This window comes from Serratia sp. M24T3, assembly GCF_000257645.1.
Classification (GTDB): domain Bacteria; phylum Pseudomonadota; class Gammaproteobacteria; order Enterobacterales; family Enterobacteriaceae; genus Rouxiella.
Window position 1 is genome coordinate 26,272 of record NZ_AJHJ01000024.1, and the last position, 15,421, is coordinate 41,692.

The 15,421-nt window shown below is 52.0% G+C and carries 12 protein-coding genes and 1 pseudogene; 4 read left to right on the forward strand and 9 right to left on the reverse strand.

The window, feature by feature from the left end:
- Positions 1 to 32: 32 nt before the first annotated feature.
- From SPM24T3_RS16760 to sppA, 7 genes and pseudogenes are all read right to left on the reverse strand, one after another.
- Complete coding sequence (locus SPM24T3_RS16760; RefSeq protein ID WP_009637982.1) at positions 33 to 2,015, reverse strand: MacB family efflux pump subunit; 1,983 nt, start codon at positions 2,013 to 2,015, stop codon at positions 33 to 35.
- Entirely contained in the window at positions 2,012 to 3,136 is a 1,125-nt protein-coding gene (locus SPM24T3_RS16765; RefSeq protein WP_009637983.1) for an efflux RND transporter periplasmic adaptor subunit, read from the reverse strand. The genes SPM24T3_RS16760 and SPM24T3_RS16765 overlap by 4 nt, the downstream gene beginning before the upstream one ends.
- 146 nt (positions 3,137 to 3,282) lie before the next feature.
- Positions 3,283 to 3,531: a hypothetical protein gene (locus SPM24T3_RS16770; RefSeq protein WP_009637984.1), complete on the reverse strand. Its 249-nt coding sequence runs from the start codon at positions 3,529 to 3,531 to the stop codon at positions 3,283 to 3,285.
- 384 nt (positions 3,532 to 3,915) lie between these two features.
- The gene (map, locus tag SPM24T3_RS16775) at positions 3,916 to 4,701 is read right to left on the reverse strand and encodes a type I methionyl aminopeptidase (RefSeq protein WP_009637985.1); all 786 of its coding nucleotides are present in this window, start codon (positions 4,699 to 4,701) and stop codon (positions 3,916 to 3,918) included.
- A gap of 92 nt (positions 4,702 to 4,793) precedes the next feature.
- A complete protein-coding gene (gene pncA / locus SPM24T3_RS16780) occupies positions 4,794 to 5,441 on the reverse strand; it encodes a bifunctional nicotinamidase/pyrazinamidase (RefSeq protein ID WP_009637986.1) in 648 nt (215 codons plus the stop codon).
- Between the two features lie 9 nt (positions 5,442 to 5,450).
- Entirely contained in the window at positions 5,451 to 6,461 is a 1,011-nt protein-coding gene (ansA, locus tag SPM24T3_RS16785; protein WP_009637987.1) for an asparaginase, read from the reverse strand.
- A 153-nt stretch (positions 6,462 to 6,614) separates the two neighbouring features.
- A pseudogene (gene sppA / locus SPM24T3_RS16790) lies at positions 6,615 to 8,470 on the reverse strand (signal peptide peptidase SppA).
- 165 nt (positions 8,471 to 8,635) lie between these two features.
- On the opposite strand from sppA, the gene SPM24T3_RS16795 reads away from it, so the two are divergent.
- The 3 genes from SPM24T3_RS16795 to SPM24T3_RS16805 all read left to right on the forward strand — a co-directional run bounded on the left by SPM24T3_RS16795 (position 8,636) and on the right by SPM24T3_RS16805 (position 12,198).
- The gene (locus SPM24T3_RS16795) at positions 8,636 to 9,187 is read left to right on the forward strand and encodes an NAD(P)H nitroreductase (protein WP_009637989.1); all 552 of its coding nucleotides are present in this window, start codon (positions 8,636 to 8,638) and stop codon (positions 9,185 to 9,187) included.
- Between the two features lie 241 nt (positions 9,188 to 9,428).
- Complete coding sequence (locus SPM24T3_RS16800) at positions 9,429 to 9,995, forward strand: C40 family peptidase (protein WP_009637990.1); 567 nt, start codon at positions 9,429 to 9,431, stop codon at positions 9,993 to 9,995.
- A 271-nt stretch (positions 9,996 to 10,266) separates the two neighbouring features.
- Positions 10,267 to 12,198 (forward strand): DNA topoisomerase III, encoded by a 1,932-nt coding sequence (locus SPM24T3_RS16805; RefSeq protein WP_009637991.1) that lies wholly within the window; start codon positions 10,267 to 10,269, stop codon positions 12,196 to 12,198.
- Between the two features lie 110 nt (positions 12,199 to 12,308).
- On the opposite strand, the gene SPM24T3_RS16810 is transcribed toward SPM24T3_RS16805, so the two are convergent.
- On the reverse strand, positions 12,309 to 12,722 hold the full coding sequence (locus tag SPM24T3_RS16810) for a pyrimidine (deoxy)nucleoside triphosphate diphosphatase (RefSeq protein ID WP_009637992.1): 414 nt from the start codon (positions 12,720 to 12,722) through the stop codon (positions 12,309 to 12,311).
- Complete coding sequence (xthA, locus tag SPM24T3_RS16815; protein ID WP_009637993.1) at positions 12,719 to 13,528, reverse strand: exodeoxyribonuclease III; 810 nt, start codon at positions 13,526 to 13,528, stop codon at positions 12,719 to 12,721. Before xthA ends, SPM24T3_RS16810 begins: the two co-directional genes overlap by 4 nt.
- A 251-nt stretch (positions 13,529 to 13,779) precedes the next feature.
- Here xthA and tyrR point away from each other — a divergent pair, with 251 nt between their 5' ends.
- Positions 13,780 to 15,351, forward strand: a complete 1,572-nt coding sequence (tyrR, locus tag SPM24T3_RS16820) for a transcriptional regulator TyrR (RefSeq protein ID WP_009637994.1) — start codon at positions 13,780 to 13,782, stop codon at positions 15,349 to 15,351.
- Positions 15,352 to 15,421: the final 70 nt, after the last annotated feature.

Below are 15,421 nucleotides of genomic sequence, written 5' to 3' on the forward strand. Positions count from 1 at the left end.
AACAAGTGGCTTTTTCAGCGAGAGTAAATGTTTCATTCGCGGGTTAGTGCCTCTGCCGGGTCTAACTTGGCGGCTTGCCAGGCGGGCAGCCAACCTGAAATAACCCCGACCAACACCGCACAGCCCACGGCAGTCAGGATTGCGGGCAAAGAAAATATCAGCTGCCACGGATGAATCAGCCAGGACAGCGAGATGCCCAATACAAGTGACAGCGTCACTCCAACCAGTGCGCCTGATAAGCACAGCAATACTGCCTCGGTTAAAAATTGTCGCTGGATGTCCCACCGACGCGCACCGACCGCCATTCGGATCCCGGTTTCACGTGTTCTCTCGCTCACCGAAACCAGCATGATGTTCATCACACCGATCCCGCCGACCAGTAAGGAAATCAGTGCAATCAGCGACAGAAACAACGACAGGGCAAAACTGGTCTTTTCCACCGAATTTACAAAGGCGGCGCTGTCCAGCATATAAAAATCCTGTCGCCCATGCAGTCGCGTCAGCATGCGATTTATTGTCGATTTTGCTGTTTCCGCAGACACCGATTCAGGCAGCGAAACTGCGATGGAATCAAACCAGTCCTGGCCCAGCAGGCGGCTGGTGGCCGTGCTCCACGGCAGCCAAAGATTTAATGTATTGCCACCTGAAAGTGAGCCACTACGCGCCACGCCGACAATTTTAGCCGGTAGGGTGCCGACCAGAATGATTTCGCCCAGTGGATTGCTACCGCGAGGAAACAGCTTATCTTTTAACAATTCACCCACCACGACCACGGAGGACTGTTGTGTAATATCGCGAGGCAGCAGTGAGCGGCCCTGCAGCAAATTCATATTCCCGATGGACATAAATTCGGCGCTGACGCCGTTGACGGTGGCATTGATATCTGTTCGCTGTCGGCGAATGCGCAAGTTTGTGCTGACGTTAGGCGTCGCGGCTGTGATCCAGCGTTGCGGTGCCAGCACAGATAAATCTCGGTCACGCAATGAGTGAATGCTGGCGGCTTGATCATCGCCGTACCCTTTGCCCGGATAGAGGGTCACGACGTTGCCGCCCAGTGATGAAAGCGTATCGAGCACGTATTGCCGAGCGCCAGCCCCGGCGGCGTTGAGCGAAACAACCGAGACGATGCCAATGACGATACCTAATAATGTCAGGCAAGAGCGCAGGCGATGAGCGGCCAAGCTGCGACCGGCACTGCGAAAGGCATCCTGATATTCTTGCCATCGGGTGCGCCAGCCTCGATTATTGGCAAAATTATGTGACATTGTCACAAATCGCTGTGGTAATTTTTCAGTAATCTTGCCGTCGCTATCGCCATCATTGGGTAAATCAGAGACAATTTTTCCATCAGCCAGGTGAATAATACGTTCGGCGTAATCTGCCACTTTAGCGTCGTGAGTAATGATGATAACCGTGTGGCCTTGCTGGTGCAGGCCTTGCAATAACTGCATTACCTCGCTGCCGCTGCGACTGTCTAACGCGCCGGTGGGTTCATCGGCAAGAATCACCTCTCCGCCGTTAATCAGCGCGCGCGCAATGCTGACTCGCTGCTGCTGGCCGCCGGACAAACGTCTGACGTTGCGATCCTCAAAGCCTTGCATCCCCAGCCGGTCTAGTAATCTACGGGCGTGATCCAGGCGCAACTGGCGGGATTGATGGGCATAGCGGGCGGGGATTTCAATATTTTCGCGCACTGATAAAGAGGGGATTAAATGGTAACGCTGGAAAATAAAGCCGAATCGCTCCCTGCGAAGGCCAGCTCGCTGGTCGCTGCTTAATTGCTCTACGTTTTGCCCGTCAACCTGATAATGACCGCTGCTCGGAGTATCCAGACAGCCGAGAATATTCATCAGTGTCGATTTACCCGAACCAGAAGGGCCGACAATCGCCACCATTTCACCCGCTTTGATGCTGAGAGAAATATTGTCGAGCACACTAATCAGCGCATCGCCTGTCTTAAAACGACGGCTAACGGCGGTCAGGCATAACAGCGGCGGCGGGGAGAGTGAGTTCATAGTAGGCCTGCCGAGTCGTTCACTAATAACACCTGTTCGCCGTCACGTAATCCCTGTTTCACCTCAATAAAGGTGCCGTCATCAATGCCCGTCATAATGATTCGTTCAATCGTTTTGCCATCAAGGTTTATGGCCTTAAGCTGATAGTGATCGGCTGAGACCGCGCTGCCCAGTGCGGTCAACGGGATTGCCAGCACATTTTTAACCTGATGCAGTTCCACACTGACTTGTGCGGTCATCTCTGGGCGCAGGAAACCCTCCAGGTTCTCAACGTCAAACAGGGCGTTATAAAAAACCGCATTGTTTATCTTCTCGGCAGCGGGTTCCAGCTTTTTGATTTTGCTGCAAAAAGGCTGATGCGCGGCCCCTAAAGTGGTAAAGCACACCGGCTGACCTTGTTGAATGAGGGTTATATCTGCTTCGGGGATCTGTGCGTGGACGGTCATCACACTCAAATCAGCAATTTCAAGGATCACCGGCACCTGATAAGACGCGACCACCGTCTGGCCTGCCTGCGTTGTGACAGAAAGCACGGTGCCGCTGACCGGTGCAATAATCTGTGTGTAGCCGAGATTGGTTTCTGCGGTGGCGACCCGGATTTGCTGCTGGTGAATTTGCGCATTCATGGCGGTCAACTGAGCCTGCTGGACCTGCAAGTCAGCCTCGGCGGCCTCCACGTCTTGCCGGGCTGCGGCATCTTGACGGTACATCGCTCGCTGACGTTGCAGCGCCAGAGTCGATCTTTTCACCAGCGCCTGATTGGCATTCTTTTGCGCCAGTAAACTGTTCAGCGCGACCTGAGCATCCTGTAGCGCATTTTGTGACAAGGCGGGATCGATCTCTCCCAGCAGCTGGCCCTTAGTGACAAAATCACCGGGACTGACCCACAGTGAAGTCAGTTGACCTGATGCCTGCGAACCCACATCGACTTGTTTAATAGGCTGTAGAAAACCGCTGGCCAGCACTGTTTGTTTAAGCGTTTGGCGGCTTACAATAAATGTCGGTGGCGGGGGGGGATTTTGGGTGTTTGAAATTAATATCCAAACAATGAGCAGAGAGAATATGATTATCGTGATGGAAAAATAAAGTTTTTTCTTATGGTGGTAAAAACGCACTGGCATTATAAATAAAATCCTTATTATTTAATTTATCAATGATCGCATCAGGAGTCTTGACGGCTTTAATTATAATTCTTGTGGGGTTTTTATAGTGAAACATATTTATAAAATATATAAAGCCCTCCACGTGGAGGAGGGCTGGAAATATACTACAGGCAGGAGAGCACTTGCGAAACAGAAGTTCCGGCAGGGAGTTGGCTCAAAATTTTGATAATCTGGTCATAAGTCAACTCGCTGGCCGGAACACCAACCGGCAGCAGGCCAGGCAGGATTGAACAAAGGCCTGGGATTGGCAGCGGGATTGGCGGGATAGGCAACAGATCGGCGTTGGCTGTTGAACTAAAACCTGCGGCGGCCATTAAAACGAATGCAGCTCCGAGCAATTTAATTTTATGCACAATAATTTTCCTTATTCCTTAATGGAAATAAACGTTTTAGTTGAAAAGATTGCAGAGTTATTTAAGTGTGATGAAATGATCATGCTTAAATAACACTGGAGTTACTACGCCTAAGATTAAGAGGTGATTAACTTTGGCAAAACAAAATTTAGCTGATTGATTTTTTGTGTCATCTATTATTTTTAAAATATTAGCCCAGACATGATCTGAGTCATGCTTTTAAGAAATAATGACGTTTATTTTGCATTAAGCTATTTATAAGGAAAATGATTAAGGAATTAATTATATAAAAATACAATTTTAATGCGCTGAGTTTACGTTTTTATTTAAAGTCTCAATGTCTATGCCGCCATTAATCATGACGGCAAAGAAGCTCGCACGGCGTTAAATCGCCTCGTAGTCACCGGTGCCTTCCGGCCACGGGGTCAGCAAGTCGTAACCGGTGTCCGTTACTGCAATGGTATGTTCCCACTGAGCAGATAAAGAACGGTCTTTGGTTACCACAGTCCAGCCGTCCGACAGTACGCTGGTGGCTGCCTTACCGGCGTTGATCATCGGTTCAATAGTGAAAATCATCCCTGCTTCAAGTACCAGTCCTTCTCCGGGGCGGCCATAGTGCAGCACTTGCGGGGTGGTGTGATACTCCTCACCTACGCCGTGACCACAGTATTCACGCACTACCGAGAAACCGTTGCTTTCAGCTATGTGCTGAATAGCCGCACCCACGTCACCCAAGGTTGCGCCGGGACGCACGGCCTTGATGCCTGCGACCATCGACTGATAAGTGACTTCGACCAGACGTTGACCGCGAATGCTTGGTTTGCCCACGTAGTACATGCGGCTGGTGTCGCCATACCAGCCGTCCTGAATAATGGCCACGTCGATGTTGACGATATCACCGTCTTTAAGCTTTTTGTCAGCCGGAATACCGTGGCACACCACGTGATTCACTGAAGTACATGAGGTTTTTGTATATCCGTGGTAACCAATATTGGCTGGAGTGACTTTAAGCTCATTGACAATGTAGTCATGGCAAAGCTGGTCAATCTCGTTGGTTGTTACACCGACCTTAACGTAAGGCTTGATAAACTCCAGCACTTTAGCCGCGGTATTGCCTGCGGTGCGGGCTTTTTCAATTTCCTGCCGGGTATGAATTTTTACTGAGCTCATAGTTAATCGACTTCTTTTGGTGAGGAAACGGGGCACGCATTCTCCATGCGACCCGTTTCAAAGTGTTTATAACCGCATCGTTGACGGCAAAATTATAGCGTGAAATCCAGATTGCTCACCCATTGGGCGAGGCTTTGTACTTTGGCACCGGCGAGCTGCATCTGTTCAACGGCTTTTTTACTGTCATCGGCGTCGAGGTTCACGCCGCGGCAACCGTCACTGATCAACGTCACCTCATAGCCCAATTCCAGGGCATCCAGCACGCTGAATTTCACACAGTAATCAGTGGCGAGCCCCATGATGACCAAATGTTCGACCTGCTTATTCTGCAACCAATCGTGTAGCGGGGTCGCTGCCCGTTTACCGTTATCGAAAAATGCGCTGTAGCTGTCGACTGACGAGTCTTTGCCTTTGTGCACGATGTAGTCCAGCCCGGCGGTGTTTAGACTGGGATGAAAGTCTGCCCCCGGCTGATTCTGCACGCAGTGAACCGGCCACCACACCTGTGGCAGGCCTTCAAGCTCACCCACTGTACCGACCTCTGCCGAGGAATTGATTGCAAAGCTGCGATGATCGGCAGGGTGCCAGTCCTGAGAAGCCGCTACTGGAATATTGGCGTGGCGACAGGCGGCGATGGCCAGATTGGCGACGTTTATTGTGTCATCACCCTCTGCAACGGCTAGCGCGCCGCCGTGACAAAAATCATTTTGCAGGTCAATGAGCAACAGTGCAGAGTTCATGTTATCCCCTTAAACGGTTAATTCACCACGCAGGTCTTGTTGCATCTGCTCACGGATTTCAGCAGCGGAAAACGGCTGGCTGAGTAAATAATGTAGCTTGGTCAGGGTCGCTTCTACGGTCAGGTCAAAGCCGCTTATCACCCCGGCGTGGGCCAGCGCGTTACCGGTCGCGTAGCCGCCCATGTTGACCTTGCCTGAAATACACTGCGTCAGGTTGACCACCACGATGCCGCGCTCGGAAGCATCTTTCAACACCTGAAGCAGATCGCCTTTTTGTGGCGCATTACCTACGCCGTAAGACCGCAAGATCAAAGCTTTTACCGGCTGTTGTACGAAGTTACGCACAACCTCGGCCGAAATTCCAGGATATATCGTCACTACGCCAATGGGCTGCGGGGTGATGTTATGCACACGCAGCGGGCCGGTGGCGGCAGGAATTGACGGTGTTGCCAGGCGGCGGATATGAATACCGGCTTCCAGCAACGGCGCCATATTCGGCGAAGCAAAGGCGTCAAAACCGTCGGCGTGGGCCTTGGTGCTGCGGTTACCGCGATAGAGTCGGTTATTGAAGAACAACGTCACTTCATTCACCGGATGGTTAGCCGCAATATACAGTGAATTAAGCAGATTAATTTGACCGTCCGAGCGCAGAGCCTCCAGCGGGATCTGCGAACCGGTCACAATGACGGGCTTGCCGAGGTTTTCCAGCATGAACGACAGCGCGGAAGCGGTGAACGCCATGGTGTCTGTGCCGTGCAAAATAACGAAACCGTCGTATTGGTCATAATGGGCCTGAATATCATCGGCGATATGTTGCCAGTCTTCCGGCGTCATATCTGAAGAGTCCATCAGCGGTGAATATTCTTGTATGTGAAAATCAGGCATTTCAGGGCGATGGAATTCTGGCATCAGCGCCAACTGGCGCTGTAAATGGCCAGAGACAGGAATGTAGCCCTGTTCGGAACGCGCCATGCCGATGGTACCGCCAGTGTAGGCAACGTAGATCGATTTTTTAGTCATTTGCATAATTCTTTTTTTAATCAGCCAGACAGGCCAGGTGGGGCGATTATAAAGCTAGTGAGGCAGGAATAAAAATGTGAATGCGAATTGATAAAAAAAATGGCCCCGCGAGCGGAGCCATTTAAGGTTTATTGTTCAGACATTAAGCAGCGTTTATTTAACGTCGCCGCAGGTCAGGCACATTGCGTAGCGGTTTTGCGGATCGTTCATGTTGCTGAACAGGTCCGCCTGAGTGCTCATTTTCAAAGCGATATCGGCAACCGGCGCAGGCAAATAGGCCTGAGCAACGGCGGGCAGCATCGCGTGAACAGACGCATTCATCTGCGAGAAAATCAGGTCAGTCATGCTTGGCTGGTCGACATACCAGTTCAACTGCCAGGTCGGCAGTTTAGCCAGCTCTGCGGCTTTCTTCACCGCGTCGTCGAAATCACCCAACTCATCAACCAGGCCGTTGTTTTTCGCATCGGTACCGATCCAAACGTGGCCCTGAGCAATCTGGTCAATCTGCTCCGGCGTCTTGTTACGGGCCTTGGCGACCAGTCCCAGGAACGTTTTATAGCCGTTCTCGATGTTCAGTTGCATCATCTGCGAGAACTCCGGCGGCAATGCCTTGGTGACGGCAATATCGGCCAGCGGCGAGGTCGCAACACCGTCAGTATGCACACCAAATTGTCCCAGCGTGTCTTGATAAGTATTGATCACCCCAAAGATGCCGATAGAACCGGTAAGGGTGCTTGGGCTGGCAATAATGTAGTTGGCCGGCGTTGAAATCCAGTAACCGCCCGAAGCCGCCATGCCGCCCATTGAAACGACCACCGGTTTGCCCGCCGCGCGTGCCGCAGCCAGCTCGGAACGGATGACTTCAGAAGCGCTGACACTGCCTCCCGGACTATTTACGCGGAACACGATAGCTTTAACTTTCGGGTCCAGACGCGCCTTGCGGATTTGTTCGGCCGTGGTATCGCCACCGACTTCACCCGCCTGGCCTTCACCGTCTACAATGGCACCGTTTGCGAAGATAACCGCAATCTGCGCAGCATTATTGTCCTGTTTCGGTTTCGGCGTGTAGTCGTCAAGACTGGTGTAGTTAAAGTCTTTCTTGTCTTTGTCATAGCCAAAAGCTTTGATCATCGCCTCATCGGCATCGCCGCGCGAAGCCAATACGTCGACCAGCTTGCTCTTCAGCGCGTACTCGGCCGTGTCGCCGCCTGCTGCCTGCAAACCGGTTAACATCCCCTGTGCGCCAGGGAACAGCTGCTCAGGCGTCAACTGGCGATTCGCCGACACAGTATTGAGGTAGTTGTTCCACAAACCACCGACCCAGCGGCTGTCTGCATCACGCGCTGCTGCAGACATATTGTCGCGCATCAAAGGCTCTACCGCAGACTTATAGGTGCCCACGCGGAAGATATTGGTGGTCACTTTGAGTTTGTCGAGCAGGGTCTTGTAATAAAGGGTATTGGTGGCGAAACCGTGGAGATCGACCGTGCCCATCGGCGAGAGGTAAATCTTGTTGGCAAAGCTTGCCAGATAATACTGCGTCTGGTTATAGCTATCGCCTACCGCATAGATTGGCTTACCGGCATCGCGGAATTCGCGCAGCGCCTTGCCAATATATTGCAGTGAAGACTGATCGGTGCCGGTGAAGTCAGTGAGAGACAGCACCATGCCGGTAATATTTTTATCGTCTTTGGCAGCGCGGATGGTATCAACCAAATCAAACAGCGAGGTTTCCTGCAGGCGATTGCTGGAGGTGCCCAGCAGTTCTCGGCCCAGTTGGCGAACCTTATTGTTTACCGAAGGTTTGTCGACCACGGAACCGCTTAAATCGACCAGCAGCGCGCCCTTGGTTGGGGTCTCGACCGGCTTGGATTGCAGCTCGTAATAAATTCCTGCGCCGACCAGAATGATCAGAATCAGGAAAAGGTTAAGAATAAACTCTCTTACAAAGTTAAGCAGACGCCAGGTCCACCTAAAAAACCGGCGATGATTCGCCACAGTATGCGCATGTTCTCTCCATCTAGAGCAACTAGTGCAGCTATCCTAATGACCTGACGAAGAAATGTCAGCATTAAATCATTTCATAATTTGGCAGACAGCACGGGGTCGAATAGCCACGACGAGGGGGCTTATGCTACGGTTAACAGATTACAACTGATACCAAGGAGAGATTTATGGACGCTCTGGACCTGCTGCTCAACCGTCGTTCCGCCTCACGTCTGGCGGCCCCTGCGCCTTCAGGCAAAGTGCTGCAAAACATCATTAATGCCGGCATGCGCGCACCCGATCACGGGGCTTTGCAGCCGTGGCGTTTTGTGATTGTCGAGAACGACGGCCTGATTCGTTTCAGTAATTTGCTGAGAAGTGCGGCCGAGAAAGATAAAATGGACGATAAGGCCATTGAAAAGGCGACTCAGGCCCCGCTGCGCGCGCCGCAGATTATTACTATTATCGCCGATATTAAAGACAGCCCTAAAGTGCCGGAGTGGGAGCAGGTTGTTTCTGCCGGATGTGCAGTGCAGGCAATGCAAATGGCCGCACTGGCGCAGGGCTTTAATGGCATCTGGCGCACTGGCGCATGGACCGAGCACGCCGCCGTGCGCAAAGCTTTTGGCTGCGCCGAGAAGGATCAAATCGTCGGCTTCCTTTACCTGGGCACGCCGCAGCTTAAATCAAGCACCCAAGTCATACCGGCGGATAGCGCCGCGTTTGTCAGTTATTTCTGATCATTGCCAAATGTGCTCTGGAAACTCCTCTGCAAAGGGGAGTTGTCAAATTTTTCAAAATATTGAATTTAGCGGACTATTCCTATATTTTGCTTGAAATTCATACAGTAATAAACACCCGGCGAAAACCCCTTACGTAAAGTATTGTAAATCAGTGTAATTATGTTCCTCACGCTATTTAGCCCTTTGATTTTATAGGCTATAAATCCTTATCGATTATTTTCATCACCCGGTAACATCAATGAAGTCTTTAAAATCATTCAAATACGTATTCTGTCTTTCATTGTTGATTCTGGCCGGATGTGCCTCAAAAAAACCTTCAGATACTGCTAATTCAGGTAATGCCTCGCAAATTACCGACCAGCAGTCAGATCTCATTTCCGTTGTTGCCGCACTCCACGATCAAATGCATTCATGGCAAGGCACCCCTTACCAGTGGGGCGGCACGAACTTGCAGGGTGTAGACTGCTCCGGTTTTGTCTGGCGAACCCTTAAAGATCGCTTCAATATTCCGATGGACCGTGTGACCACCGCGCAGCTGATTCACATGGGGCAGCGTGTCAATGAAGACCAGCTACAACCGGGCGACCTGGTGTTCTTTCGCATTAACCACGAGATGCACGTCGGGTTCTACGACACCGATCATAACTTCCTGCATGCCTCGGTTAGCAAAGGTGTGATGCGCTCCTCGTTGAATAACCCTTATTGGAAATCGGTGTTCCTCGAAGCCAGAAGGCTGACCCGCGAATACGACGCGCAGATCACCTTTAATCCTACAGGCTCTGAGAGCCAGTTAGCTAAAAACTGATCCCGCATTAATCATTTCAGGGAGACGGTTATTTGCAACCCCTGAAATCAACGATTGCTCTGCGTCTCTGGCACGATTTTTAATCATCAACGGGGCGCACGGCAGTGGGTTGCTTGCTGTCAAAACGTGCAGTTATTTCCTGATTTATCCTATAAATCCTTTTTTCGCCGTTTTTGTGAGCGAACGTCCTGCCTCTACCCCGATCGCGACTTATCAATTGTTTGCCTAGCGGCTAACATAGGGGGATGACCTAGTTTGTGAGCCATGCCTGATGCGATTGTTTATTGCCGAAAAACCCAGCCTTGCCAGAGCAATAGCTGATGTCTTGCCGAAACCGCACAAACGCGGTGATGGGTTTATTGCCTGTGGGAATCAAGACGTCGTGACCTGGTGTGTCGGGCACCTGTTGGAACAGGCTCAGCCTGATGCTTATAACAGTCGCTTTGCACGCTGGGCACTGGAAGATTTACCGATTATTCCAGAAAAATGGCAGTTGCAGCCGCGCCCCTCAGTGGCCAAACAGTTAAATGTAATTAAACGATTGCTGCTGGAAGCCAGTCAGGTGGTCCACGCAGGTGACCCGGACAGAGAAGGGCAACTGCTGGTGGATGAGGTTCTGGACTATCTTGAGCTTAACGCCGAGAAACGCCAGCAGGTTCAACGCTGCCTGGTTAACGACCTGAACCCGCAGGCGGTTGAGCGTGCGATTTCCCGTTTGCGTGACAACCGCGATTTTATTCCGCTTTGTGTCTCCGCGCTGGCGCGTTCGCGCGCCGACTGGTTGTATGGCATCAACATGACGCGCGCCTATACCATTCTAGGGCGCAATGCGGGATACAACGGCGTGTTGTCAGTCGGCAGGGTGCAAACGCCGGTGCTTGGGCTGGTGGTGCGTCGCGACGAAGAAATTGAAAATTTCATCCCCAAAGACTTTTTCGAGGTTAAGGCGCACATCGTCACTCCCGCTGATGAGCGTTTTGTAGCCGTCTGGCAACCGAGTGAGTCATGCGAGCCTTATCAGGATGAAGAAGGACGATTGCTGCATCGTCCGCTGGCCGACCACGTTGTCGCTCGCATCGGCGGTCAACCCGCGATCGTCACCGGTTACAACGACAAGCGTGAGTCAGAAACGCCGCCGTTACCGTTTTCGCTTTCAACGCTGCAAATCGAGGGCGCCAAAGCCTTTAACCTCAGCGCGCAGAAAATTCTCGATATTTGTCAGCGCTTGTACGAAACCCACAAACTGATTACCTATCCGCGTTCTGACAGCCGTTATTTGCCAGAAGAACACTTTGCCGGGCGTCATTCCGTGCTTAACGCGATTGGCGTTCATCAGCCAAACCTAATGCCGCAGCCTGCATTGGACACCGACAAGCGTAATCGCTGCTGGGACGATAAAAAGGTTGATGCTCACCACGCGATCATTCCTACCGCCCGCAGCAGCAAGGTCAATCTCACCGATGATGAGAGTAAAATTTATGGCCTGATTGCTCGCCAGTATTTAATGCAGTTCTGTGCCGATGCGATGTTCCGTAAATGCGTGATTGAGTTGGAAATTGCCGGTGGCAAATTTGTTGCCAAGGCACGTTTTCTTGCCGATGCCGGCTGGCGCACTTTGCTGGGCAGTAAAGAGCGTGACGAAGAGAACGAAGGTACGCCGCTGCCGGTGGTAGCCAAAGGTGATGAGCTGCTGTGCGAACGGGGCGAGGTGGTTGAACGCCAGACCCAGCCGCCAAGGCCGTTTACAGACGCCACACTGCTTTCTGCAATGACCGGTATTGCGCGCTTTGTGCAGGATAAGGCGCTAAAAAAGATCCTTCGTGCCACCGACGGTTTGGGCACAGAAGCGACGCGAGCGGGCATTATCGAGCTACTGTTCCGCCGCGAATTTCTCTATAAGAAAGGGCGCTATATTCATTCTAGCGATACCGGTCGTGCGCTGATCCATTCCTTGCCGGACATTGCGGCTCGCCCTGATATGACTGCCGACTGGGAGTCGAGCCTGACCCGTATCAGCGAGAAAAACTGCCGTTATCAAGATTTTATGCAGCCGTTGGTTTCGACCCTGCAAAGCCTGATTGTGCAGGCCAGACAAAATCGCGTCTCACCCGCGTTTCGCAGCCTGCCATCCAAGCCGAAAGCTGAGGCGGGAGCCAGGCGCAAACGGGCACCGGCCAAGGCGAGCAAGCGCAGCGAAGAATAAGTTCAAGTCAGTTATTTAAAAAGATGTAGATTGGAAAAGCTGGGCGACAGGTTTTTGTAATACAAACACTGCGCTGACAGAAAAGGAAAGGTGACATCGTCACCTTTTTTTTAATGATTATTTTCAGTGCGTTGAGCGATATAGGCCTGGAGAAGAGGGAGGTCTGCCGGGGCTAGATTGTAGTCCAGAGCCTGCTGCGGAGTGACCCAGGTAAACTGACTGTGACAACGTAACGTTATCTCCCCGCTAAACGCACTCACACGCCAGGCGTGTAAATCAATTATTCGCTCACCCTGATGCCAGGCATAATTAGCAATCCAATCGTCTACCCGAGCCTGAATATTCAGCTCCTCAAACAGCTCTCTGCTCAGTGCTGCGGGCTGAGTTTCACCCGTTTCAACTTTACCGCCGGGAAACTCCCACCGCCCGGCCAGAGAGCTCTGAGCATCGCGCTGAGCCAGAAGAATAAAGTCGCCGCGTTCAATGATTGCGGCGACCACTTCCAGCTTGATTAGCGGATTCACTTTAGGTCGAACTCAGCCCAGATGGGGGCGTGATCGCTGGGTTTTTCCATTCCGCGAATAACATAATCGATACCCGTGGCCTTGCAGCGTGCCGCCAGCGGAGTACTCGCCAGCACGAGATCGATGCGCAGCCCGCGGTTGTCATCGAAGCCTTTTGAGCGATAGTCAAACCACGAGAACTGATCGTTGGCTTCTGGATTGGCGGCGCGGAAAGTGTCGACCAGGCCCCAGCCTTTTAGCCTGTCCATCCATTCGCGTTCTTCCGGCAGGAATGAACATTTGCCGGTGCGCAGCCAGCGCTTGCGGTTGTCTTCACCGATACCAATGTCGAGATCGGTTGGGCTGATATTCACGTCGCCCATGACCACAACCGGTTTTTCTACCGACAGTTGCTGCTGCAGATAGTCCTGCAAATCTTGATAGAAACGCTGTTTGGCCGGGAATTTGGTTGGATGGTCACGGCTTTCGCCCTGCGGGAAATAGCCGTTAATCACCGTCAGCACGCCCTGAGGGGTTTCAATGTCGGCCATGATGATACGGCGCTGGGCGTCTTCTTCATCATTGGGGAATCCGCGGCGGACCTCAAGCGGTTTTTCCTTGGTCAGCAGCGCGACGCCGTAATGACCTTTCTGCCCATGATAGTAAACGTGATAGCCGTATTGGCTCACGTCTTCCAGTGGGAACATATCGTCGTGGACTTTTGTTTCCTGTAGCCCGATGACGTCTGGCTGATGTTGTTCGATGATCGCCGCTAGCTGATGTGGGCGAGCGCGCAATCCGTTGATATTAAAAGAGACGAACTTCATAGTCGGGAACCATTTGGCGTTGAATTCAGGCGATGATGTTAGCAGAGTTTTTTGTGTAATGTAACGAGCCGCCCGAGCTGTTCATCTGCCTTCACACCGTTACTCCAGAGTAAAGACGGCGTAGTTGGCGACGAAAGCGGCAGGTAGACAATTTTCTGTCAACATTTTGTGACAGTCTCTTTTTACACCCAGCCTGACAGGGTATTATACGTTTAAGAAATTTTTGTTTTCCCTGAAAAAGGTCAAAACTGATGCGCCTGGAAGTTTTTTGCGAAGACCGCCTGGGTCTTGCCCGAGAGTTGCTCGATTTATTAGTGCTGCGCAGTATTGATTTGCATGGGATCGAAATCGCCCAGATTGGCCGCATCTACCTGAACTTTACTCAGCTGGACTTTGATACTTTTCGCGCGCTGATGGCCGAAATCCGCCGAATTGAAGGCGTGACCGACGTCAGAACCGTGCCGTTTATGCCGTCTGAACGCGAACACCGCGCCCTGCGTGCCTTGCTGGTCTCAATGCCGGAACCGGTATTTTCCATCGACATGAAAGGCAAGGTCGAGCAGGCCAATCCGGCAGCACAAAGCCTTTTCGAGCTAAGCGAAGCCAAAATCCGCAATTACACCGCCGCCAGCCTGATAAGCGGCTACAACTTTACCCGCTGGCTGGAGCATGACAGCAGCCTGCCATACACCGAACGGGTCGTGATTCAGGGGCAAGATTTCCTGATGGACCTCACGCCGATCAAACTCGATGACGAGAATCAGGCCAGCGAAGTGGTGGGTGCGGTTGTGATGCTGAAATCGGCGGCGAGAATGGGCCGCCAGTTGCAGGATTTAACGATTAACGATGAGCGCGAGTTTGACCATATCGTTGCAGTCAGTCCTAAAATGCGTCAGGTGCTGGATCAGGCTAAAAAGCTGGCAATGCTCGATGCACCGTTGCTGATTATTGGCGATACCGGCACCGGCAAAGATTTGCTGGCCCGCGCCTGTCATCTGCGCAGCGCGCGCGGAAAAAATCCGTTCCTTGGCCTTAACTGCGCTTCCTTGCCTGATGACGTGGTGGAAAGTGAGCTGTTTGGCTATGCCCCCGGAGCTTACCCCAATGCGGTTGACGGCAAGAAAGGTTTCTTCGAACAGGCCAATGGCGGGTCGGTTTTGCTGGATGAAATCGGTGAGATGTCTCCACGGATGCAGATCAAACTGCTGCGTTTTCTCAACGACGGCACTTTCCGTCGGGTCGGGGAAGAGCACGAGGTGAGGGTTGATGTACGCGTGATTTGCGCCACGCAAAAGAATCTGGTGGAGCTGGTGCAGCGCGGTGAATTTCGTGAAGATCTCTATTATCGCCTTAACGTTTTGACCGTGACATTGCCGCCGTTGCGTGAACGGCCAACGGATATCATGCCGCTGACCGAGCTGTTCGTGGCGCGTTTTGCCGATGAGCAGGGGATGGCACGTCCAAAGCTCAATGCACAATTAGGCAGTTATCTGACCCATTACGGTTGGCCCGGTAATGTGCGCCAGCTTAAAAACGCCATTTATCGCGCATTGACCCAGTTGGAAGGCAATGAGTTGCGACCGCAGGATATCGCGCTGCCAGACTTTGATGTTGAAGTCACGCTGGGAGAAGAGGCGTTAAACGGCTCACTGGATGATATCAGCAAACGTTTTGAACGCTCAGTGTTGACCCGCCTGTATCGTACTTATCCCAGCACTCGCAAACTGGCAAAACGACTGGGGGTTTCGCACACCGCTATCGCCAATAAACTGCGCGAATACGGCCTAAGCAGCCGCAAGCCAGAAGGGGATTCCGAGGAGTAATTTCCAGGATTTTGTTTCGCCGAGGCAAAGCTAGCCGCTGCGATGCGCATTCGAACCTAACGTAAACAAT